The 22,529-nt window shown below is 70.6% G+C and carries 16 protein-coding genes; 7 read left to right on the top strand and 9 right to left on the bottom strand.

Going from position 1 to position 22,529, the window contains the following annotated elements:
- The 4 genes from B082_RS0120190 to B082_RS0120175 form a co-directional block, all read left to right on the top strand.
- The coding region (locus B082_RS0120190; protein ID WP_037710568.1) for an alpha/beta fold hydrolase at positions 1-1,734 on the top strand (1,734 nt) is incomplete at its 5' end.
- A gap of 98 nt (positions 1,735-1,832) precedes the next feature.
- Complete coding sequence (locus B082_RS0120185) at positions 1,833-2,765, top strand: proline iminopeptidase-family hydrolase (protein WP_018553629.1); 933 nt, start codon at positions 1,833-1,835, stop codon at positions 2,763-2,765.
- A 162-nt stretch (positions 2,766-2,927) separates the two neighbouring features.
- Entirely contained in the window at positions 2,928-3,371 is a 444-nt protein-coding gene (locus B082_RS0120180; RefSeq protein ID WP_026249986.1) for a cold-shock protein, read from the top strand.
- A 268-nt stretch (positions 3,372-3,639) separates the two neighbouring features.
- Positions 3,640-4,329 (top strand): TetR/AcrR family transcriptional regulator, encoded by a 690-nt coding sequence (locus B082_RS0120175; RefSeq protein ID WP_018553627.1) that lies wholly within the window; start codon positions 3,640-3,642, stop codon positions 4,327-4,329.
- A gap of 282 nt (positions 4,330-4,611) precedes the next feature.
- Here the strand turns inward: B082_RS0120175 and B082_RS0120170 are convergent, their stop codons facing one another.
- The 4 genes from B082_RS0120170 to B082_RS0120155 form a co-directional block, all read right to left on the bottom strand.
- Positions 4,612-5,517, bottom strand: coding sequence for a hypothetical protein (locus B082_RS0120170; RefSeq protein WP_051094647.1), 906 nt, complete (start codon positions 5,515-5,517; stop codon positions 4,612-4,614).
- Between the two features lie 330 nt (positions 5,518-5,847).
- On the bottom strand, positions 5,848-6,618 hold the full coding sequence (locus B082_RS0120165) for a 4'-phosphopantetheinyl transferase family protein (protein ID WP_018553625.1): 771 nt from the start codon (positions 6,616-6,618) through the stop codon (positions 5,848-5,850).
- Positions 6,615-7,463: a metallophosphoesterase family protein gene (locus tag B082_RS0120160; RefSeq protein ID WP_018553624.1), complete on the bottom strand. Its 849-nt coding sequence runs from the start codon at positions 7,461-7,463 to the stop codon at positions 6,615-6,617. Before B082_RS0120160 ends, B082_RS0120165 begins: the two co-directional genes overlap by 4 nt.
- Before the next feature lie 88 nt (positions 7,464-7,551).
- The gene (locus B082_RS0120155) at positions 7,552-10,260 is read right to left on the bottom strand and encodes an AAA family ATPase (RefSeq protein WP_267885839.1); all 2,709 of its coding nucleotides are present in this window, start codon (positions 10,258-10,260) and stop codon (positions 7,552-7,554) included.
- A gap of 483 nt (positions 10,261-10,743) precedes the next feature.
- Here B082_RS0120155 and B082_RS0120150 point away from each other — a divergent pair, with 483 nt between their 5' ends.
- Positions 10,744-12,882, top strand: coding sequence for an ATP-binding protein (locus B082_RS0120150; protein ID WP_018553622.1), 2,139 nt, complete (start codon positions 10,744-10,746; stop codon positions 12,880-12,882).
- Position 12,883: 1 nt separating this feature from the next.
- Here the strand turns inward: B082_RS0120150 and B082_RS0120145 are convergent, their stop codons facing one another.
- On the bottom strand, positions 12,884-14,074 hold the full coding sequence (locus tag B082_RS0120145; RefSeq protein WP_234018191.1) for a hypothetical protein: 1,191 nt from the start codon (positions 14,072-14,074) through the stop codon (positions 12,884-12,886).
- Positions 14,075-14,736: 662 nt separating this feature from the next.
- On the bottom strand, positions 14,737-15,126 hold the full coding sequence (locus B082_RS0120140; protein WP_026249984.1) for a hypothetical protein: 390 nt from the start codon (positions 15,124-15,126) through the stop codon (positions 14,737-14,739).
- A 161-nt stretch (positions 15,127-15,287) separates the two neighbouring features.
- Here B082_RS0120140 and B082_RS39225 point away from each other — a divergent pair, with 161 nt between their 5' ends.
- Entirely contained in the window at positions 15,288-15,545 is a 258-nt protein-coding gene (locus B082_RS39225; RefSeq protein WP_158688886.1) for a hypothetical protein, read from the top strand.
- 52 nt (positions 15,546-15,597) lie between these two features.
- On the opposite strand, the gene B082_RS0120135 is transcribed toward B082_RS39225, so the two are convergent.
- From B082_RS0120135 to B082_RS36350, 3 genes are all read right to left on the bottom strand, one after another.
- Entirely contained in the window at positions 15,598-16,272 is a 675-nt protein-coding gene (locus B082_RS0120135; RefSeq protein WP_018553619.1) for an RES domain-containing protein, read from the bottom strand.
- A gap of 61 nt (positions 16,273-16,333) precedes the next feature.
- Positions 16,334-18,637, bottom strand: a complete 2,304-nt coding sequence (locus B082_RS0120130; protein ID WP_018553618.1) for a WD40 repeat domain-containing protein — start codon at positions 18,635-18,637, stop codon at positions 16,334-16,336.
- The gene (locus B082_RS36350) at positions 18,630-20,750 is read right to left on the bottom strand and encodes an ATP-binding protein (protein ID WP_051094646.1); all 2,121 of its coding nucleotides are present in this window, start codon (positions 20,748-20,750) and stop codon (positions 18,630-18,632) included. Before B082_RS36350 ends, B082_RS0120130 begins: the two co-directional genes overlap by 8 nt.
- 75 nt (positions 20,751-20,825) lie before the next feature.
- Here B082_RS36350 and B082_RS0120120 point away from each other — a divergent pair, with 75 nt between their 5' ends.
- Positions 20,826-22,256 carry a lipase/acyltransferase domain-containing protein gene (locus B082_RS0120120; RefSeq protein WP_018553616.1) on the top strand — a complete coding sequence of 477 codons (1,431 nt, stop codon included), beginning with the start codon at positions 20,826-20,828 and terminating at the stop codon, positions 22,254-22,256.
- Positions 22,257-22,529: the final 273 nt, after the last annotated feature.

The raw sequence follows: 22,529 nt of genomic DNA, 5'->3' as shown, positions 1-22,529 counted from the left end.
CTGGGGGCGAAGGCTGATGGTGCGTGGTATTTGCATGAGTTGACGCGTGGGTGTGAGCTGGCGTTCTTCGTGTTGTTCTCGTCGGCGGGTGGTTCGGTGCTGGCGGCGGGGCAGGCGAACTACGCGGCGGCGAATGTGTTCCTGGACGCGCTGGCGGTGCAGCGTCGGGCGGAGGGGCTGCCGGCCACTTCGNTGGCGTATGGGCTGTGGGCGGGTGCGGGGATGGGGCAGTGGTTGGGTGAGGCGGATCTGGAGCGGATGAGGCGGCAGGGTCTTCCGGCGTTGCAGCCGGACCAGGGTCTGGCGCTGTTCGATGCGGGTCTGGCGTCCGGGCGGGCCGCTCTGGTNCCGTTGCCGATCGACGTCACCGCGCTGCGGACTCGTACCGACACCATCCCCGCCCTCCTCCGCGACCTCGCACCCACCACCACCAGGCGGCGCAGCACCGTCTCCAAGGCCGATGCGACGTCTCTGCGGCTGCGGTTCGCGCAGGCCGATGAGGCCGGGCAGGAAGCGCTCCTCATGGAACTCGTCCTGGACCGGGCAGCCACGCTCCTCGGGTACAGCAGCGCGGACGCCCTCGACGCACAACGGGACTTCCTGGAGTCCGGGTTCGACTCCCTGAGCGCGATGGAACTCCGTAACGCCCTGATGAAGGACACCGGACTGAGGCTGCCTCCCATGGTCGTCTTCGACAGCAAGAGCCCGACGGAGCTCGCCCGGCTGCTGCGTACGGATCTCCTGGCGGCAGGCCCCCTCGCGACCGGGGACAATGCCGAACCAGGAGCATCAGCGGGATCGTCCGGCGGAACCGGCGGGACGCAGAGCGCGACCGCGACTGGTCAGGCCGTGGCTCCCTCGGCCGACAGGCAGCCGGAGACGCTCCGTGACATGTTCCACGCCGCCGTCGTCTCCGGTCGGGCCGACAAGGGATTCGCGCTCCTCCAGGCGGCCGCCGATGTGCGGCCGGGCTTCGGCTCGGTGGACGAGATCGACCGGCTCCCCGCGGCGGTCCGTCTCGCGGACGCCCCCGAGGGACCGCGTCTCATCTGCCTCAGTACCCCCATGGCGACCGGCGGTGTCCACCAGCACGCGCGTCTGGTGTCCCACTTCGGAGGCCGGCACAAGATATCCGCGCTGCCTGTACCCGGATTCCTCGCGGGCGAGAGCCTGCCCACGTCCTCCGACGCGGCGGTCCAGGCCCTCGCCCGGAGCGTGCTGGACGCGGCCGGAGGGGAGCCGTTCGTACTGCTGGGCTACTCCTCCGGAGGCACCCTCGCCTACGCCACCGCCGGCCACCTGGAACGGGAGTACGGGGTGCGCCCGGCGGGCGTCATCCTGTTGGACACGTTCAAGGTGCACGACGGCGGTAGCGACGGCGTGCCCCTCGACGGCCTCGCACTCGGCATGTTCGAGAAGGAGGCGGTCTTCGGCCGGTTCGACAGCAGCAGGCTCTCCGCGATGGGCCGCTGGGTGGAGCTGGTTCCGCAACTCCCGCTCAACCCGGTCGAGTCCCCGGTGCTCTTCGTGCAGTGCACCCAGTCCTTCGTCCCGGACGGGGACGACATGTCCCCCGACCTGGTCGACGGCCGGGCCGAGCCCTGGGAGGCGGCTCACACCCTGCGGACCGTCCGCGCCAACCACTTCACCCTCGTGGAGGACCGCGCCGAAGAGACCGCACAGGTCATCGACGCATGGCTGGCATCGCAGGAATCGGCGCCCGCCGCCGAATGACTGACCGAGTGGCCGAGTGCGGCCGAATCCAAGACGGTCCGAACCGAATCCAAGACGGTCCGAACCAGATAGAAGCGATCGAAGCGAGGCGAAGTGACGTGACCGTGGCACCCAGCGCCAAGGGAACCCTGCCGTTCGGCGAGCACGAGACGTGGTACCGGGTGACGGGCGACCTCCGCTCCGACCGGCCCACGCTCGTCGTCGTGCACGGAGGGCCGGGATCCACCCACGACTATCTGCAGAACCTCTCCGACCTGGCCGAGGAAGGCTGGTCCGTCGTGCACTACGACCAGATCGGGAACGGCGGGTCGACCCATCTGCCCGACCGGGGAGCCGACTTCTGGACCGTGGACCTGTTCGCGGCCGAACTCGACAATCTGCTCACAGGTCTCGGGATCGCCGACAACTACGTACTGTTCGGGCAGTCCTGGGGCGGCATGCTCATCACACACCATGCTGCCGCACGCCCGGCCGGCCTGCGCGGACTCGTCATCGCCAACTCGCCTGCCTCCTACCCGCTCTGGCTCCAGGAGGCCAAGATCCTCCGGGACCAGCTGCCGCCCGGTGTCAACGAAACGCTGCTCCGGCACGAGGCCGCCGGAACCACCGAGACGGACGAGTACCACGAGGCCATGCGTTCGTTCTACGAGCGACACGTCTGCCGTCTGAAGCCCTGGCCCCGTGACTACATGGCCTCGTTCTACGAGGTGTACAACGACCCCACCGTCTACTACGCGATGAACGGCCCCAGTGAGTTCCACGTGAACGGCACGCTGCGCGACTGGTCGGTCATTGACCTCTGCCCCGACGTCGCCGTGCCCACGCTCCTGATATCAGGCCGCCACGACGAGGCCACCCCCGCGACCGTCCAGCCGTTCCAGGACCTCATTCCGGGAGCGCGCTGGGAGGTGTTCGAGGAGTCCAGCCACCTTCCGCACCTGGAGGAGCCGGAACACTTCCGTCAGGTCATGCGCACGTTCCTCGACGAGGTGGACCCGCCGGTGCGACAGCCGGACCCCCGTGAAGCGTAGGTTCGGAGACGCCCGGATGTCCCTGGAGGGCAATAGCATCTGGGACGCAAGTGGTTGGGTAGTCGCAAGGAATGTCCGGAGTGGGTTCACGGGGTCCGGGCGGCTTGGTGCGACAGGGTTGTCCCGGACACGGGTCCGGGACTTGTTGAGAGGGTGTTTTTGATGGTCATTGGTCGCGTGGTGCGTTTCGACAGCGCGAAGGGTTACGGGTTCATCACCCCCGACCATGGAGGTGAGGACGTCTTCCTGCACGTGAACGACCTTCGCATGGCCGAGGAATTGCTCCGGCCCGGCCTGATGGTCGAGTTCGAGATGGAGCAGGGTGACCGGGGTCTGAAGGCGTCCTCGGTGCGCCTGGCCGCAGGCAGTGGAGTCGCGGCCGCGCCGGTGGCGGAGCCCGTCTTCACGCAGCGTTCCGAGCCGCTGACCAGGCAGGCCGCGGACGGCGACGACGCGTTGTGTGACGTGCTCAACTCGGAGGAGTACACCCGGGAGATCACGGAAGTGCTGCTGAAATCGGCCCCCGGGCTCACTGCGGCACACATTCTCCAGGTACGCCAGGGGATGCTGCAGTTCGCCAGGAAACACGGCTGGATCGAGGGCTGAACGGGCAGCCGCCCCCGAGGGCCCGGCGCCACGTCAAGGGCTGGTGGTGAGGCGGACCTCGACCCGCACTCCTGGACGAGCGGGCGGTCACGTACAATACGGCCTCGTCCGCGACGTGCCGCTGTCCCGGTGTCGGTGCTCGCCGGGATGGGCGCGGTTTCGGCCCATTCGGTGCACCTGACCGGCTGAAGTCCTTCCCGCGGTCTCCGCACCCGGCATTCAGACGTGCGTCTTACACATGCGTCTGCATGCCGGGTACGCTGCTGTCATGGGACATCGTGAGGATCTTCTCGAAGGCGCCAAACGCTGCCTGCTGGAAAAGGGATACGCCCGGACGACGGCACGTGACATCGTGGCCGTCTCCGGGACCAACCTCGCCTCCATCGGCTACCACTACGGCTCCAAGGAGGCCCTGCTCAACCTCGCCTTCATCAAGGTGACGGAGGAGTGGGGTGACCTGCTGACCAACGAGCCCGAGAGCGCGGTCGGCGGCGAGGACGGTTCCCGCGCCCCGCTCGACCAGTTCCTTGAGACCTGGGAACGGGTGATCGGCAGCTACGAGCGGACCCGCTCGGTCTGGCAGCTCCAGATGGAGGTCATCTCCAGGATCGACACCGATCCCGAACTGCAGAAGGCTCTGGCCGGCCCGCAGCGCGAGGGACGGAACGGCCTCGCGGAGAACATGCTGGGCATCGATCCGGAAACGGAACCCGAGAAGGCGCGGGTGGCCGGACTGTTCTGCCAGGCGCTGCTCGCCGGGGTGATGGTCCAGTGGATGATGGACCGCGACTCGGCACCGTCGGCGCAGGATCTGACGGAGGGGCTGAAGGCGGTCCTGGCGGGCCGGGAGCGCGCCACGGCCCCGGACGATGCGCCGGAGCGGAACCGGAAGGGCGAGGAGCCCGGACTGTGCGACCACGATTCCACGGCTGACGGGTCGACAACGGGCTCCTCATGACGACGCCCTCAGCACCGCGGCGGGGAACATCCCGGGCAGCGTCGGCTCAACAGCCCACCACCGCGGGCGAACCCGCCGGCCCGAACCCCCCGGGCGCCGGGCCGCCCGCCGCCGCACCATGACCAGCCGACTCCTGCGCGGTGCCCGCTACGACTCCGGCACCGGAGCCGCGGGCCCTCATCGAGGTTCCGGGAGCCGGGGCCGTTTCGTGCGTGCGGGCGCCCGTGGCGGAGGGCGCGGTATTCCGGCAGGCCCCCGATGCGTACGCATCCGTCCGGTTCGCTACGTGGGTGAAGTTCCGGGAGTTTCCGCGGGGGGTATCGGACCATCTGCGGCTCGGGTGTTTTCCGGCGGGACGGAATCGCTCCCCGCCATGGCTGTTCCGGGCGCTGCAAAAGGTTCGTCGACCAGGCCCGCCCGGGTGAGGACAACACCGGCCTGAAAACGGCTGATGGCGCCCTGTTCATCCATGATTTTAGCGATATGCCTACGGCAGGTACGGACCGATATGCCGAGCCGACGAGCGACCATTTCGTCCTTGTGACCCATTGCCATAAGGTGCACTATCGACTTCGTGAGCGCATCGATTGTGTGTGCGGTGTCCTTCGTGTCGGGAATGAGCGGGCATGCGGTGTTCCACAGGTTTTCGAAGGCGGCACAGGCGAACGCGACCATTGCCGGGTCCCGTACGGCGACCGTCCCTGTCGTGCCGTCGTCCCCGGTGAAGCCCGGCGAGCGGGGCAGGACGAGGGTTTCACCGTCGAAGGCGATGAGCGGATCGATCAGCTCGGCGCTGGTCCTGACCTCGGCCCCGTGCTGGGTCAGTTCCCGCACCAGCGCGCGGGTGACCAGATCGCCCCGGATGGCGTGCTGGTAGATGAGGCGAGCCCGTATCCCTCGGCCCAGCAGGTCCAGGATCATGGTTCGTGCGGCCGGGAACGACTGGCAGGGCCGGGCGCCGGTGGGCAGGACCAGGAGGAGCTCTCGTCGACAGCGGGCGCTCATTTCGCTGACCAGCGCGTGCAAGGCCATGATGCCCGTGGGGTCGCCCGTCGTTGAGGCAGGGGCCATCGGGCCGGGCCGGCTCCCGTCGGGGCTGAACGGGGACTCGTCGCCGCCGATCCGTGGCACGCCGTGGTTCAGTGGTGCGCGCTCCCCGACCGAGTGGGACCCTCTGGCTGCCGGCATTCGCTGCTCCCCCCTTGCATCCGCAGGTCGTTTCGGACGTCAACTCTAAGATATCCAAAAACGGAGCGTAAATTCGCTCACGAGTGATCCGAGAGTACGGCCATGCGGTGGAGGGGGGGAAACAGCAGGCTTCGGAATGGTGTACGGCAGGCAATTAACGCAGGAGTGGCTTGGGGAGGGGCGTCCGGTGATGTCGGTCCCGGAAAGGCCGCCTCGTTCGAGATTTCCGACCAGGGAAACTCGATTTTGCTCAGTCGGTCATGATCGTAGCCGAGGTGATTGGTTACCGAGCACCATTTACCGAATGAATGCACTTCATTTACTTTTCCTTTACTCGGTGTCGTGCTGTGACGCCGTTTGGGCATGCCGTATCCGGGCAGGGGTAGCAGAGAATTCCAGCGATTGCTCCGGGCGTACGGCTGTCGGCCGGGTCGCTTCAGCCGGCAGGACGATCGCGGTCAGGACGAAACCGTGTCCCGCGGTCCAGCGCCCGGAGAACGTTGCGTGACGGTGTCCGGCCACTTCGGGCCCGGGTGCGAGGAGCCGCGCGGAGAACGTGCTCGCCCCGAGGTCGAATTGGAGCTCCGCATCTGTGAAGTCGAGCTCGCGACGGGTCAGCGGATACCAGGTCTTGTACACCGACTCCTTGGCGCTGAACAGCAGCCGGTCCCAGTGCACGTCGGGGCGTTGCCGTGCGAGTGCGGCGATGGCGGCCCTCTCGCGCGGCAGCGAGATGACCTCCAGGATGCCTTCGGGCAGGGGCTGATTCTGCTCCGCGTCGATGCCCAGTGACGCGGCGACATCGGAGCGGGCGACCGCCGCCGCACGGAAGCCGGTGCAGTGGGTCATGCTGCCGGTCACGCCGGCCGGCCACGCGACAGCACCCCGCTTCCCCGGCACCAGGGGAACCAGGGGCACGCCGAGCTTGTCCAGCGCGCGGCGTGCGCACAGCCGGACGGTGGTGAACTCGGCACGGCGCTTCGGTACCGACCGGGCGATCGTGGCCACCTCCGCCGGGAAGAGCCCATGGCCGTCGGCGGGCGACAGGTCGCCGAAGACGCTCACGCCGGACACCTCTGGGGGCAGTACGGAGTCGATCATGCGGGTTGCTCCGTCGCTGGGCTCGGCAGGATCTGACGCAGCGGCGGGCGGGGCGGCCGGGAACGCCACTCCCGCGGATATCCGATCGACACCTCTTCGAAGCGGACGCCGTCGTGCCAGGTGACCCGGGGGATGTGGAGGTGGCCGTAGACGACGGCGGCCGCCCGGAAGCGGAGGTGCCAGTCGGCGGTCAGCTGTGTGCCGCACCACTGGGCGAACTCGGGATGCCGCAGGACCCGCGTGGGGTCCCGCACCAGCGGATAGTGGTTGACCAGGACGGTGCGGTGCCCCGGATCGACGGCCGCGAGCCGCTCCTCGGTCAGGGCGACCCGGGCGCGGCACCAGGCCTCGCGCGACGGGTACGGGTCGGGGTGGAGCAGGTACTCGTCCGTGCACACCACCCCTGCCTCATGGGCCGCCCGCAGGGACTCCTCCTTCGTACGGGTACCGGGTGCGCGGAAGGAGTAGTCGTACAGGACGAACAACGGGGCGACGGTGACGGGTTCCTCCTCGCCCTGCCAGACCGGGTACGGATCCTCGGGGGTCGACACGCCGAGCTCCCGGCAGAGTCCGACCAGGGATTCGTAGCGGTCCGCGCCGCGCAGGGCGACAGGGTCGGCGGGATGGGTCCACAGTTCGTGGTTGCCGGGGGCCCAGACGACCCGGCGGAACCGCTCGGAGAGAAGCCTCAGTGCCCAGGCGATGTCCTCGAACTTCTCACCGACGTCCCCGGCGACGAGCAGCCAGTCGTCGTCGGACTCGGGCCTGACCGACTCGGTGATGCGCCGGTTTTCCGCATGGGTGACGTGCTGGTCGCTGAGCGCGAACAGCTTTGCGTGGTGCACGGAGGTCAGTCCTTCTCTCGGGTGGAACGCGTCCGACCGGACGGGGCCGTCCGGTCGGACTGTCGCGGCCGGGCAGGGCCGTCCGGGTTCATCGGACCGCTTCGGCCGTCGAGACCGAAAGGTGCAGGTCCACCGGAAGGTCCTGCCGGCGCGTGATGTTGAGCTTGCGGTAGACACGCGTCAGGTGCTGCTCGACGGTGCTGACGGTGATGTGCAGCTTCAGGGAGATCTCCCGGTTGGTGTACCCGCTCGCCGCGAGCGTGGCCACCCGGCGCTCGGAGTCGCTCAGCTTTGTGTCGAGGTCGGAGCAGAACTCCTCCGGGGCGCCGCGTCGGCGCATCCGGTCCTCGGGCCCCAGTTCCGGACTGAACTCCTCGCACAGCGCCTCGGCACCGCACTCCCGCGCCAGGTTCCACGCCTTGCGGATCTCCGCGTCCGCTCGGACGGGCTCGGAGACCGCCCGCAGGGCGCGGCTCAGATCGGCGAGCGTACGTGCCAGCTCCACCCGGTCGCCGGACCGGCCGAGCTCGTCGGCGGACTGGTTGAGCAGGGCGAGCCGCTGGCGCGGGTCCGAGGTCACCGCGCGTAGACGCAAGCTGATTCCGCGTACCCACGGCCGGCGCGCGTCCGGGTCGGCGAACTGCTGGTCCACCAGAGCCCGAGCCCGCTGCGTTTCACCGAGCCGGAACAGTACGTCGGCCGCGTCCGTCCGCCAGGGCAGCACGGCCGGCCGGTCCACGCCCCAGCTCCCGGCGAGTCGGCCCGCCTCCAGGAAGTCGCCCAGCGCGGCGTGCAGTTGATGCGTCGCCATCAGGTAATGGCCGCGGGCGCGCAGGTAGGAGAGGCCGTGCGTGCTCTTGAACAGCGTGTCGGCGACAGGCTGGTGAAGCTGGCGGGCGACCGCCGCGTGGTCGCCCATGAGGGTGCGTGCCCGGATCAGGGTGGCGGCCGGACTTCCGGCGAACGCGCTGCTGCTCTGCTCCGGCAGGCAGTCGAGCGCCCTGCGCGCGTAGTCCTCGGCGGCGGACAGATCGCTCAGGCGCAGAAGCACCGCCCCGAGAGCCGAGGAGAACAGCGCCTGCCAGGCGGGGGCCTTCTGCCGCTCGGCCTCGGCGATCAGCTCGCGGCAGCAGGCGGCGGCCCGTTCGGGGCGGCCGAAGTAGGTGACGGCCCTCAGGGCGCGCATGACCGGTTCGAGCGTGTCGTCGGTGAGGGCGACCGTACGCAGGAAGCGTTCGGCGGCCAGGGTCTCCGTGCTGCTCCCGGCTCCCTGCTCCGGTGTCCCTCCGCCGGGCCCCCGCGGGTGTCCGGTCCGGGCTCCGGGCGTGTTCGCGGTCCGGTCCGGGCGGGTTCCGAATCCGGTCCGGTCCGGGCTCCCGGTGCTGCCTGCCACGGTCTCCCGGAGGATTTCGGACATCACCTCGCCCGCCTCGGCGACCCGGCCCTGGCAGGTGAGGAGTTCGGCCAGCGGCGCCAGGCGCTCCGAGGCCAGGCGGCCGGCGCGGAGCACCGCGAGCGGGGCTGACAGGTGCTTCTCCGCCCGTCCCGGATTGACCCGCCAGGTGACGGCCGCGAGCCGGGTTTTGATGTCGACCCGCTGCTGCTCGTCACCGCTCAGTTCATGGGCGAGTTCGAGTGCTTGGGTGGCTCGGCCGAGATCGCTGTGTGTCAGCAGGTCCTCGGTGGCCTCCCGCAGTACGCCCACTGCCCAGGGGGGAACGGTGAGCGATCCGCCCAGCTGGGCGGCGTCAAGCAGGTGCCCGGCGACCTTGGTGACGGATTCGCCCTCTACGTGCAGGAGTTCGGCGGTACGCAGATGCAGGCCGGCCAGCACCTTGGCCGGGACCTGGTCCAGGACGGCCGTCTGGGTGTGCGGGTGCGGGAAGCGGTGTCCGCTGAGGACGCCGGAGGCGGACAGGGAGGCGACCGACTGTGCTGCGCTGAAGGCCGGTACACCCAGGAGCCTGCCCGCCCGCTCCGGTGTGTAGGCGTCGCCCAGAACGGCCAGTGCCGCGCCGAGGTCCAGCATGCGGGGCCCGCTGTGCCGCAGGCAGGTCAGCACCGCCTGGCCGAACAGTCCGCCTTGCTCGGGGCGGAAGTCATCGGTGGTGGCGGGCGTGGAGCGGTGTTCCTCCAGAAGGGCGCGCAGCAGCAAGGGGTTGCCCCCGCTGATCACGTGCAGCTCGTCCGAAAGCGCCTCGCGCGGTGTGGGGCCGGGGGTGGAGGCCGCGACGCGTCGGCAGCCCTCAGGGGTGAGCCGCCGCAGCCGGATGCGCCGCACGTTGCGGCTGCGCAGCAGCTCCGTACCGAAGGAGGCGTCCTGCGTGTCCTGGTGCAGGGGCTTCGTGAGTACCAGCAGCATCCGGGTGGAGCGGCTGTGCCGGACGATGTGCAGGAGATAGCGCAAGGAAGCGCTGTCCGCGTGGTGCACGTCGTCGACAGAGATCACGACCGGCCTCGCGGCGCTCAGTCGCTCCAACGCCGCCTGGAACTCGCGCATCGCGCTCACCTGCGGTGTCCCGTCCGGTGCTGCGGTGACCTCGGGGAACGCGCCGGCCGGTGCGTCCCCGGTCAGCTGTCGCAGCAGACCCAGGGGGAGATCCCGCTCGGTCGGTGAACCGAACGCCCGCAGGACCAGATCGTCTTCGTCGGCCCATTCGGCGAGGGAGTCGATGAGCTCGCTCTTGCCGCATCCCGCGGCTCCCTCGATGACGAGGATGCGTGCCGCGCCGCCCCGGCACTCACCGAGTGCGGTGCGCAATGCCCAGACTTCCGGTTCTCTTTCGATAAAATCCACAATGTCCCCCGAACCAACGCTGAGCTCTAACCTGTCCTGGCATCGGGAAAATGCCCTGATGGTACGTGTGTGTGGCGTATATGGAACGTGTGTGCGTACGCTGCACGCCCATGAGTGTGACGCACGCTCAAGCCATCCTCTAGTGGCCACAAGCTGCACGCTCGGCGAGGCGGGGTGGTGTTCCGCGGCGACCGCGGCTCTCGTGCCCTTGCCCCCCAAGGGGTTCGCGTCGGTCCCCCTCACCCGTCGACCGCCGCCGCCCTGGCGGAAATTGACCGCTCCCGGGCCTGGCAGCGGACGACCGGCTGGACCCCCGCACCCCGCCCGTCCGACTGACCGGCCCCCGCCCCCGGCTGCCCGCCGGCTGGAGCCATGTATCGCGCCACGCCGGCGAGTTACCGGTGTGTGGGTGTTTCCAAGAGAGGGAGGCGCGGCGATACAGTCCGGCAGTGGACGGGCGGGCGATCAGGGGGAGGGGCCGACGTGCTGGAGGTAGTGGCGCTCAGTGCGCTGACCACGTTCCTGCTGGGGGTGGGGAACGGAGCCGCCGGGGAGGTGGGGAAGAACCTCGCGCTGTCGGTGGGGGCCCTGACGAGGCGGACGCTCGGAGGGGCGACACCCCTGCCGGCCGACGCGGAGGGCCGCCGGGCACTGGCGGGACGCGTACACGGGCGGCTGCGGAATGACCCGCGGCGGGCCGGCGAGTGGGCCTTGATGCTGGAGGGTGTCCCGGGTGCGGCGGCCGAACCGTCCCGGGGGGCGATGCCTCCTGCGCCGTGGGCGTTCACGAATCAGGAGAAGGTGGTCAGGCAGCTGGTGCGGGAGGCCGGCCGTCCGTGGGGCGGGCGGCCCCGGGTGGTGCTGCTGTCGGGTCCCACCGGGAGCGGATCCACCGCTGTGGCGCTTCGGCTGGGGGCGGAGACACGTGACCGGTTTCCCGACGGTCAGTACTACGTCGACCTGCGTACCGCGTCCGGGGAGACCGGCCCGGAGCCGGCGGGCGTCCTGCTGCGGCTGCTGCGTGAGATGGACGTGGATCCCGACCTGGTACCGGCCACCGAGGCGGGCCGCGAGCGGCTGTACCGGCAGCTCACCGAGGGGCGGAAGGCGCTGGTGGTGATCGACCACACGACCTCGCTGGCCCAGGTCCGCGCCCTCGTGCCCTCGACGCCCGATGTCCTGTTGGTGGTGGTCGTGTCCGGGCCGCCGCTGCTGCTGGAGGCCGAGCGGATCGCCGTACCGCCGCTGAGCGACCGGCACGCGAAGCAGCTCGTGCGGAAGGTGGCCGGGCCGGAGTACGCCGAGCGGGTCAAGGCGCGGCTGCCCGGAGTGCTCGAACGCTGCCGGGGGAACGCGTTCGCCCTTCACGCGGAGGCGCGGCTGCTGACCAGGGACGAGCCCGAACCCGTGTCCGGGAGCCGCGTCCCGGTGGGGCCGGACCGTCCCGTCCGGGCCGCGGCGCATCTCGCGTCGCTCCGGCTCGGCCCGGAGGCGGTGCGCCTGTGCCGGCTCACCGCGCTCGGCGGCTGGCCGTCCGTCAGCGCCACGATCGCGGCAGCCGCCGCCGATACCGACGAGGCGACGGCGGCCCGGCTGCTCGACGAGGCGGTGGACGTCGGGATTCTGGACGCCCTGTCCGACCGGCGGTACCGCTTCCGGCCGGAGATCAGGCGGCAGCTGGCCGAGACCGCCTCCGCCGAGTACGGCATCGAAGCCTGCGCGGGCGCCGTGGAGCGGACGCTGGACGCACTGCTGGCGCTGGTGCTGCCCGCGTCCCGCGCGGCCCTGCCGGAGAGCTGGCGCACCGAGGTGCCGGGGGAGTACCGGGCCGCTTCCCGTTCCGTCCCCGACGGTGTCGCGGTCCTGGCCGCCGAGGTCGCCAATGTGGCGCGTGCGGTCGTCGTGGCCGAGGAGCACGGGCGGACCGGCACCGCCCTGTGGCTGGCCCGTTCCCTGTGGCCTCTGCAACTGAAGGCGGGGTACTGGGACGAGGTGCTTCCCGCGCTGCGGGACGCGGCCCGGTGTGCCGATGAGGGCGGGGCGGACGAGCGGATGGCGGCGGCCCTCCACTTCCAGCTGGCCCACTGCCTGGGGGAGACGGGGCGGTGGGAGCAGGCGAACCGGGCGGCACGGGCATCCGTCACGTACGAGCGCGCCGCCGGCCACCTCCGGGGCGAGGCGTCGGGGGTGGAACTGATGGGCCTGCTGAGCCTGAACCGCTGGTTGTACGAGGAGGCGTACGAGAGGTTCGCCGAGGCCGAGGCCGTCTACCGGAGGATCGGTCCGGGAGAGGAGGGCGCGTCCGACCTTCCGCGAGCCCTCGCTCTGATCAAGCGTCATCAGGGGCGGGCCCTGCGCGGCATGGGCAGGCTGGAAGAGTCCCGGCGGTGCCTGAGCGGGGCCGTGGACTTCTTCGCGGGCCGCACCGGAGCACCACCGGAGGCGTACAACAGGGCCCGCGCTCTCACGGACCTGGCGGAGACCCTCCACGAGGCCGGTGACGAGACGGCGGCGCTGGCCGGGATCACCGAGGCCGAGGCGTTGTTGCCCGCCTCCGCCGCCCCGCACCGGGCCTACCTCGCCGGTCTGCGGCGTCGCTGCGAGGCGGCCACCGACCGGTAGCTCAGCCGGCGGTTTCCACGCGGAACGGATGTACGCCGGCGGCGCTGTGCAGCCGGAGCACGATTCCGCGCTCGGGGACCGCGCCGCCGTACGCGAGCCAGACGTGGAAGGCGCAGGCGTACGCCGCCGGGTCCGCGTCCGCCCCGCTGCTCGTGTCGGCGGACAGCCGGAACGGGTGCCGGTGCCCCCGGGCGCGTACGACACAGGTGTGCGGTCCCGTCAGGTACACGGCCGTCGAGCAGTGGGGGTGGAGGCGCAGCACCTCGTCGGTCCACGTGTCCGGACCGCCCAGCCGCGGATCGTCCGCCCGCGCCTCGCGCGTGATGACGTCGGCCGTGTCCAGGTCGCCGGGGTGACGGGTCTCCTCGTGTACGCACAGATGCGCGTCGCCGACCGCCCCGGCGGGGTGGCCGGTGGACCGCTCGACGGCGATGTCCGTCCCTTCCGCACGGGTCCGCACGTGCAGCGGTGACGTCACCTGCCGCGGACGGTACGCGGGGAGCGGGAGCGGCTCCAGGGATGCGGGGCCCGGCGGCTCGGGAAGGTCCATCAGCGCGTAGAAGTGCCGCCGCAGCAGTTCGGCCGATCGCCCCGGTTCCGAGGTGACGAACCCGGCGGCGTCCGGGTCCGGGCGGTGGGCGGCGATCCCCCGCTCCACTTGGGGGAGGAGCGGAGCGTGGGGAGCGAGCCGGGGCGCGCGGCGGACGAACTCCGCCAGCGGGGCCTCGGGATCGAGTACCCCCGTCCCGTCGGCGGCCAGCAGGACGGGGGTGCCCAGGGCGGCGGCGTAGTAGGACACCGCGCCGAAGTCCCCGAGGACGAGGTCGGAGGCGAGCAGGGCCTGCCGCCACTCGTGGGCGGGATCGATCAGGGTCAGCCCGTCGCGCACGGCCCTGTCCAGCCATGCCCGGATCTGGCCGGGGCCGTGGCCGTACCAGATGTTCGGGTGGAGAACGGCCGCCAGGCGGTAGTCATCGGCCGGCAGTTCGGCGGTGAGCCGGGGCAGCAACCCGGGCAGGACGTCCTGCCCGCCACCGGTGCCGAAGAACCCCTCCGGGTTCCAGGTCGAGTTCAGGACGACCAGTCGCTGCCCGCTGCGGACTCCCAGCGCCCGCCGGAACCTGTCCCGGTACGGGCGCGCCGCGAGCATGCGGTCGAAGCACGGGTCCCCGGCGAGTACGGCTGAGGGCACCGTGTCCTCGCAGACCCGGGCCAGCCGCTCCAACTGCTCGGGGTGGGAGAGGACGAGCCCGTCGACGAAGCCCCGCCCGTCGGACAGCAGCCACTCCGGCGACAGCCCGAACGTCGGCGTCCCGGCTCCCGGCTCCCGGCTCCCGGCTCCCGGCTCCCGGCTCCCGGCTCCCGGCTCCCGGCTCCCGGCTTGCCTAGTTTCTTAGTGTATCCGACCCCGTGTGACAATACTGACAAATTACCCTGAATCAGGTCGAGTTCGCCACCGAGGCTTGCTGAGACCGCCAGGTCCACCGGAGTCGCGAGGGCCTGCTTCCAGGGCAGTTCCGGAAGCTGCAGATCGCGGAGCAACTCGCGGATGCCGTCCTGGAAAGCCGAGGAGCCCGTCGAAGTGACCAGTACCTGGACGCGGAAGTCGTCGTGGAACAGCGGAACCAGGTCCAGCAGGCGGCCGGCCGAGGTGACGTTGTGGATCACCAGCAGGACTCGTCGCCGAGCCGTCCGGCTCGTCCACCGGGCGGACCCCTCCCCGACCGGTACGCGAATCGCCGGGGGTTGTGGCCCCACCCGTAACCTCCTGAGCGAGCATGGTGTGTCGTCGCTCGAACACCCTATCCGCGTCCGGTACGTGACCGGGGCCGCGTCCCGCGCGTCAGGTCCGGGTCAGAGGTCACCGCGCTGGAAGGACCGTGCGGCGGCCATCGCTTCCTTGAACCTGCCTTCGGCGATGGCCTCGATCGGGGAATCGTCGTCCAGTTGGGGGTTCATCCCCAGCATCCAGGCACGGGCGATGTGCTGGTTCTCGCAGTCGGAGATGAAGGCGAAGACCTGGCAGGCGGCCCGCATCCGGTTCTCGGAGTCGATGCGTGGCGTGTTCTGGCTCCGCGCCCAGCGCCCGACCTGCTTCGGGTCCTCGATCCCGGCGATGAGGGCCGCGACTCTCTGACTGAACGTGTCCTGGAGGAGCTGGGCCATCTGATCGGGCCGCAGTTCGGTGGTGGTCCGCAGCGCGCGGCCCTCAGCCTCTGCCGATGTCTCTCGTTGGGTCTGCATCTGCATGGTCTCCTCGATTCCTCGCCCCGGGTGTGCGCGTGGGCGAAGCGGTGCGGCGCTTCTGCGCGCCAGGGCCGGATGGCGGTGCGGGTCAATACGGCCAGGGCCCGTCCGGCTCATGGGTCGGGGCGGCACACCGCGTCGGCTGGGAGGAGGCGTCCATGTTCACGTACGTCAGCTGTGCGGCCGGCGATGGCCGCCGGGGCGGTGCCGGCAACAGTCGTGCTGTGCGCGATCTGTGCTTCAACATGGTTGCTCCTCGGGTGAGTTACCTGAAGACTACCCGTTTAGGGATTCCTTACTCCATCGCTTTGCCGCTCAAAAACACACCTGAATCCCACCATTGGGTGAGTGCGGACGGCTCCCATCTGGGTATTCACCCCGGGATGGGTAAGTTGTTCGACCAGGAGGGCCGTTGAGGCGGACGACCTGAATGGGCGACACGCTGTACGGCCGGACGACGCAACGGCGTCACCGCACGGTGATCCCGTACTCCTCGGCCACCTCACGCAGTGAGACGTCCTCCTGCCTGATGGGCCTGCGTTCCTGCTCTTCGAGTTCGGCGTCGCGCAGGATCGCCCAGCAGCGGTATCCGCCGTAACCGGACCGGTAGGTGATGCCCTGCATCAGCTGGTGCCCTGCCTCGTTGCGCTGGGTCACGGCCCAGGCCGCGATCTGCCGGGCGACGGTGCGGTCCTTGCCCCGGATGTCCTTGTCGGTCAGCACGCCTTCCACGCCGAAGGCCCGTAAGTCCTCTCCCAGCGCCTCCGTGAGGGCGATACGGGTCCGGTCGTCCTCCAGGTCCAGGAACTGCGCCTGGGGAGACGCGGTCAGCCTGACGAGGATGCGGGAATCGCGCCAGCTGGAGGGGACGTCCCCCACGGACATGTGGCCGTGACCGGCGGGCGCGTCGCGCATCAGGGACCGCATGAAAGGGGAAACCCGGTACAGGGCGAGCGCCTCGGCGTAGCAGCCGGCCGGGCTGGACGCGCAGTACAGCGTCTCGTACGAGAACAGGCTGAAGCGGCCGGCGGAGGAGCCGTCGAACGTTTCGGGCTCCACCTGGTTGTACTTGATCGGGTCGTGCGCCCAGCCCAGGCGCCAGACTCCCTCGGCGGGTGCGGGAATCAGGTGGGGAACGGTCATTGATCCTCGTCCGTGGTCGGTCGGGCCCGTACAGGCCGGTCGAGTGGAAGCGCACAGCGGGTCACAGCAGGTTGTGGTGCAGGCGGACCGCCATGGGTCCTGCTTCGCCGGAGGCCAGGAGGATGGACGAGGTGCCGTCATCGGTGTCCTGGACGGTCTTGAGCGAGGTGATGGGCGAACCCGTGACTATCTGCAGCAAGGGCTGTGCCGTAGTGGCGTCCCACAGGTGGACGCTGGTCTTGCCCGCCGCGGCCAGCGCCGTGCGCCCGTAGCGGAGCTGTACGGAGGTGACGGCGCTGAGCTCACCGTCGCCGCACGCCAGGGTGCGCACCGGTTCCCGGGTTTCCGCGTCCCACAGTTTCAGGGTGCCGTCCCGCCCTGCCGCGGCGATGATCGGACCGCCGTCGTCCGGGGTGACAAAGGCCAGGTCGTTGATCAGGCCCTGGTCGCACTTGATGGTGGGGGAGTGCTGCTCCAGCGTGTTCGCGTTCCAGATCCTGATGTTGCCGTCGCTGCCGCCGGACGCCAGCAGGCGGCGCTCGGCGTTCTGGTGGGTGGCCAGGCACCGCACGGTGAGGTCGTGGTCGTCGAAGAGTGCGAGACGCTCGCCCGTCGCCGGCTCCCACACACAGACACGTCCGTCCGCACCGGCGCTGGCAAGCCGCTCGCCGAGGAGGGTGGGCAGCGTGACGAGTGTGCGGATACGCAGGTTGTGGCCGGTCATCGGGGGGCCGGCCTGGCGGTTGGTCTCCGGGTCCACGCAGATGATGCTGAGGTCGTCGAGCGCCACGGCCAGCAGCCTGCGGCCGTTGATCCGGAGCCATGCCAGGGCGCTGATGCGGTGTCCCTTGATGCGGGTGGTCTCGGTGCCGGTGGCCAGGTCCCTGAGGATCACCCGTGACGCGCGGGCCACGGCGAGCAGATGGGGTGCCGAAGGGGACACGGCGCAGGCCGTGACCCGGTTCCAGGTCTGGGGCTCCTGGCCGAACGTGGCTTCGTCGACGGACCAGCCGCGTACGACGTGATCGGCGCCGCCCGACAGCAGCCGGTCGTGACGGCGGCCGGGCAGGCGCGTCATGGCGTTCACCGGGGCGGTGTGCGCGGCCAGGACGCCGGCGACCGGCCGCAGGTCCGGCAGCCGCCACAACCGCAGGGTGCCGTCGCCCGAGGCCGACACGAGGGCCGGTCCGTCCGCGAGGACCACCTCGTGCAGAGCCGTCACGGGTGCCGGTGAGCTTCCCGCCTGGACAGCGTCATGACGTCCGACAGCGAGCGGCCCGTCCGCTTTGAGGTCGCACAGCGTGACCCGCCCGCTCTCGTCGCCCACGACGTAGCGGCCGGCCTGCGAAAGGGCGATCAGGGCACGGACGGGCGCCTGGTGCCGGCAGTGGACCTCGGACGTGTTCCCGTCGTAGTGGTGGACGGTGGAGCGGGCGCTGAACAGCAGCCGTTGTTCTCCGCCGGCCGTCCGGACGCCGCACAACAGCGCCGATGGGTCCGTGAGCCGCTCCAGGGGCAGCGGGTGCCGGTGGAACCGGCCCAGGTCGACGGCCTCGACCACCCCGTCGCTGAACGCGGCGAGCAGCAGCAGCGGTCGGCCGTGCGGTTGGTAGGTGGTCAGAGAGCTGACCCAGGTCCTCTCCCGGCGTGCGACCTGGTGATGGGTGAGCCGGCCGCCCTCCTCCTGGACGGCCATGACGCGGCCGTCGGTCCCGGCGGTGACGAGCAGGCCGCCGCGCAGCGCCAGCAGGTGGGTGATCGCCCCCGAATGCAGGTGCACCGGGATGTGGGTGAGCCGGCCGTCGGTGCGCAGCAGGCGCAGTGTCCCGGTGTCGTCGCCGGTGGCGATCTTCTGCGCCGTGCCGTCCGACGTGTGCAGGGTGGCCAGCGCCGTCACCTCGGCCGGGCTGGCCGTCCAGGCGGGGGTGGGCACGACGCGGTCGCTCCACAGCGGGCTCACCGGGACGGGGGCGCCGAAGCCGGCCGTGTGTGCCGCGGGGGCGGTCTCGACGGGGGGCCGCAGGGTCGCGTGCCGGGCCAGTCGCAGACTGCTCAGGCGCGAGAGCGGATCGGTGTTCAGGGCGAAGGGCTCCAGGGCCGCCCAGGCACACAGCCACTGCCGCCGCTCGTTCGTCGTGTCCTGCGCGGCCAGCAGCCTGCGGACCTGCGAACTGCTCTCCCAGGCCAGCAGGCCGGGTGTCACGTGGTCGTCGTCGAAGACCTCCCCCTGCGCAGCGTGCTCGGCCAGGTGCCGGCGCAGGTAGGGGTGGGGAGGCAGCGTGGGATCGCTGGGCACCAGATCCTTGAGCCGTTCGGCGATCTGACGGTGGATGTCGCGCTGGTACGCCTCCGACGCCTCAGTCATGGTCACCACCGGACGCCGGCAGATCGCTGTCGGGCCGCAGGAGTTCCGCGGCCAGCTCCTCGTGAGCGGGACGGTACACACGGCGGTCGTCCTCGATGGACTGGGCCAGATATCCGCTCAGCCGGCCGCTGAGGAGCTTGCCGATCATCGTGTCCCACTCCTGCGGTTCCAGCTGGTCGGGGAGCAGGAAGACGCCTGCGATGGCCGGCCACACCTCGCCCCAGGGCACGCCCTGGCCCTTGGCGTAGGCGGAGGCCTTCAGCAGGGCGAGGGCGACGCGGGGGTGCAGGCCGTCGTTCTCCACGATGCGCAGATCGCGGTACAGGAGCCCGCGGATGCCCTGCGTCAGCGTCGTACGATGCCACTCCTCGTCCCTGGCCAGTGCCAACGGGTCCGGCGCGTTGCGCAGTTGGTAACCCGCCAGCCGGGCATCGATGAAGGACGGCCACACCGCGTCCACCACGGGCGAGATCGCGCGGACCAGTTCCTCACCCGCGCTCTCGGTGATCAGCGCGCTCAGGTACCGCTTCATGTCCTCCTTGCTGGCGGGGTTGTCCGTGCGTTCCACGAGCGAGGCCGGGAAGAGGCGGCGCAGCGTGTGCAGCAGCCCCGCGTCGTCCTCGACGGCGACGGAGCCGGCGGAGTGGGCGGGCTGGCTCGAACGGACGCTGATCAGGAGCCGCAGACCGGGCGAGGTGTCGCCGGCCGGCCGGTCCCGGCGCTGGCCGGGAACGCGCGCACGGCACCACGGCTCCAGGGGGCCGAGCACATCACTCACGATCCGGGACTGCTCCTGGGCCTCGTCCAGGGCGTCCACCACGATCGTCACCGGGTCATCGGATTCCTCGACGTGTGCGAGGAGTTGCCGTGACCAGACGGCGACCTGGTCGTCCGTGGGGCCGACCGGCCGCAGCGGCAGCCCGAGTGCCGTGACCAGGCCCGCGGCGAACTGGGCGGCGTCGAGGCTGCGGGCCAGCAGCGCCGCGCAGCGGGGGTTCTCCCCGGGAATCGTGGCCGGCGCGGAGCTGTCCTCGATCTGCTTGTACAGCGGGTCGCCGCGGAACTCCGGGTCGCTGAGCATCACCGCCCGCGCCAGGACGGCCGACTTCCCGCTGCCCGCGCACCCCGTGACCAGCAGGACACCGCGTCGGGTGCCGGGCCCCAGGAAGTCGGCGACCGTCCTGTTCAGCGACTCGCGCCCGCGGAAGTACCAGCCCGAGTCCTGGTCATGGGGCCGGCCGCTCGCCCGGTCCAGCCAGTACTCGGCAGCCCATGGAGTGTGCCCCGCCAGGGCCCCGGGAAGCTCCGGCAGCCGGACGTACCCGGGATTGGGCAGACAGACGGAGGGCTGAAGGGTGCCGCCCTGGACGAGGTGGTGGAGTTTGAACTTCTTCTCCTCCTCGGGCCGCAGCCCCAGCGCGTACTGCGCGATGAAGTCCGGGACGCTCAGATACGGGGTGGTGATGCCGGCGGTACGGCGCAGCCGCTCCAGAGCGGCCCGTAACAGGGTGGGGAATCTGGTGACCTCGATCTTGGACTTGAGACCGCAGGTCACCAGGACGTCCAACTGGCAGTTGTCCCGCCGGTCCGGTCTGATCTCCTTGTGCGCGGCCGCCAGGTCCGCGGCCATGTTGCCGGCGAAACAGGTGTTGACGATCACCAGAACGTTCCTGGCGTGCGAGTCCAGGGCCGCGGACACGACGTCCACGGTCCGTACGGCCGTTGCCAGCAGGCGTTTGGAATCCGTTTCGGGAAGACGCAGGAAGTGCGTGTCCGAGCTGCCCGCGATGCCGTGGCTGGTGATGAACACCACGAGCGCCTCGCCGTTCATGTCCCGCACCCTCGACGCGCGCAGGAACTCCTCGACCGCGTCCCGGTTCACCAGCTCCTGGGGCGGCTCCACCGGAGTGAACGCCAGCTCCGGATCCGGGGTGCGCCACCACCACTCGTGGACCACTTCCCGCTGCTGGTCGATGCCCCTGGCGAACTGCTCGCGCGCCGGGTCCAAAGGGTAGTCGCGCACGGCGAGAGTCAGCAGCGCGCGCTCGATCGACGTGGCGTCACCCTGTAACGGAAGTGCCGTTGGCCGTACTTCGCCCCCCGTGTGTCGCATGTCATTAGTGTGACAGCCATGAACCAGCCCCGGGGGCAAGTCCGGCCCGCTCCAGCTCCGCATGTCCAGCCCGGCGTGACCCACCGCATCACCCACGACGCCGTCGTCGTCGTCCCCGGGATCATGGGCAGCGAGCTGTACGACACCACGTCCGGCCGGGTGATCTGGGGGATCGCCGACCCGCGCTGGCTCACCCGGGCCTGGCTGCGCCCCAACGGCCTCGCCCCCCTGCACCTCACCGACGAGGAACGCACCGGCGACCACAGCCGGGTCGAGGCGCGCAGGCTGCTCCGGACTCCGGTCTGGAGCCCTTTCCTGCGCGGCATCGAGCCCTACACCCGACTGGTGAACCTCGCCGAGCACCGTGCCGCTCACCCCGATGCCGTCATGACCTTCCCCTACGACTGGCGCCTTCCCATCGCCGTCAACGGCCGCCGTCTCGCCCGGGAGGCCCGTGACCACCTGCAGAACTGGCTCGCGCACCCGGCGCAGGCCGAAGCCCGCCGGGAGGCCCTCGAAGACCGCCCCGCCCGCCTCGTCTTCGTCGCGCACTCCATGGGCGGCCTGGTCACCAACGCGGCCCTGACCCTCGGCGGCGACAACGACCTCGCCCCCGACACCCGCGGCATCCTCACCCTGGGTACCCCGTTCCAGGGCTCCGTCGTCGCCGCCAACATCCTCAACGCCCTCCAGGGCGCGCCCCTGCCGCTGCCGCACACCCGGCTGGCCGCAGCGGCCGCGACCATGCCGGCCGTCCATGAACTCCTGCCCCGCTTCAGGTGCCTGGAGGACGGCATGGACGTCCACCGGCTCACCGCCGCGGACGTCGCCGCGCTCGGCGGTGACAAGGAACTCTTCACCCAGGCACAGGACTTCTTCACCACCCTCTACGCCCAGAGCCTGCCGCGGCAGCAGCCCGTCGTCGGCGTACGGCAGGACACCGTCCAGTCCCTGACGCTCGACCAGGGCGTGGTGCGCGCGTCCGAGTACTGCTTCGTCACCGGCGCGGACGGCGAGCTGCGCCGCGACGCCAACGGAGCCCCGCGCCGCACGCAGGTATGGGGGGACGGCACCGTGCACCGTGGTTCAGCCGCCGTGACGACGCCCACGATCCCCCTCGCCGCCCAGCACGGGGCGCTCGCCGCCAACAAGAGGGCACTGCCCCTCGTCGAGGACTTCCTCCTCGACCACGACGCGCTGATCAGGGGCCCGGAGCAGGGCGACGACGGCCTCGGCCTCACCGTCCCCGACTACGTCACCCCCGGCACCGCCTGGGAGTGCGTCCTCACCGGGACCGACGAGCCCGCCGATGTGGAGTGCGGCATCACCAGCCTCGACGGGACGTGGCGCGGTCACGACTTCTCCTTCGACGTCACCGGCGACGACCGCCTCAGCGCCCACGTCACCGTGCCCGACGCCGGCCTCTACCGGATCACCGCGCGAGCCGACTACGGCCCCGAGGTCACCCAGATCGTCTTCGCCGGCGGCGACACCGAGGAGGAGTAGGCCGGCCGGCTCTGCCCGCCCGGCCGTCGGGCGGGCAGGCGGTGGACGAGAGGCGGCGACGAGGAGCGCCGGAGTGCCTGCCGGGTGCGGGTGGATTCCGTGGCGTGTTCCGTCAGCGTGTGGCGACATCCCGGCTCCGGCCGGGAGCCGCGCCGCCTGCACCGATTTATGCCGTATGGGCCGTAGATGAGATATGCCTGCACGCTATCCTCACGCTATACACCTAGATTCTCCGTCATTACATGAACACTTCACGGCTTCACCCATTACCTT

This window comes from Streptomyces sp. ATexAB-D23, assembly GCF_000373645.1.
In the GTDB taxonomy this organism is placed as follows: domain Bacteria; phylum Actinomycetota; class Actinomycetes; order Streptomycetales; family Streptomycetaceae; genus Streptomyces; species Streptomyces castrisilvae.
The sequence above is the reverse complement of the archived record's forward strand: the minus strand, read 5'-3'. Positions and strand labels throughout refer to the sequence as shown.

Coding starts and splice junctions, on each gene's coding strand:
- B082_RS0120165 (WP_018553625.1), bottom strand. CDS start 6,618: ATGATCGACTCCGTACTGCCCCCAGAGGTGTCCGGCGTGAGCGTCTTC.
- B082_RS0120140 (WP_026249984.1), bottom strand. CDS start 15,126: ATGCAGACCCAACGAGAGACATCGGCAGAGGCTGAGGGCCGCGCGCTG.
- B082_RS0120170 (WP_051094647.1), bottom strand. CDS start 5,517: ATGCCGGCAGCCAGAGGGTCCCACTCGGTCGGGGAGCGCGCACCACTG.
- B082_RS36350 (WP_051094646.1), bottom strand. CDS start 20,750: ATGCGACACACGGGGGGCGAAGTACGGCCAACGGCACTTCCGTTACAG.
- B082_RS39225 (WP_158688886.1), top strand. CDS start 15,288: ATGTTCACGTACGTCAGCTGTGCGGCCGGCGATGGCCGCCGGGGCGGT.
- B082_RS0120175 (WP_018553627.1), top strand. CDS start 3,640: ATGGGACATCGTGAGGATCTTCTCGAAGGCGCCAAACGCTGCCTGCTG.
- B082_RS0120130 (WP_018553618.1), bottom strand. CDS start 18,637: ATGACTGAGGCGTCGGAGGCGTACCAGCGCGACATCCACCGTCAGATC.
- B082_RS0120180 (WP_026249986.1), top strand. CDS start 2,928: ATGGTCATTGGTCGCGTGGTGCGTTTCGACAGCGCGAAGGGTTACGGG.
- B082_RS0120135 (WP_018553619.1), bottom strand. CDS start 16,272: ATGACCGTTCCCCACCTGATTCCCGCACCCGCCGAGGGAGTCTGGCGC.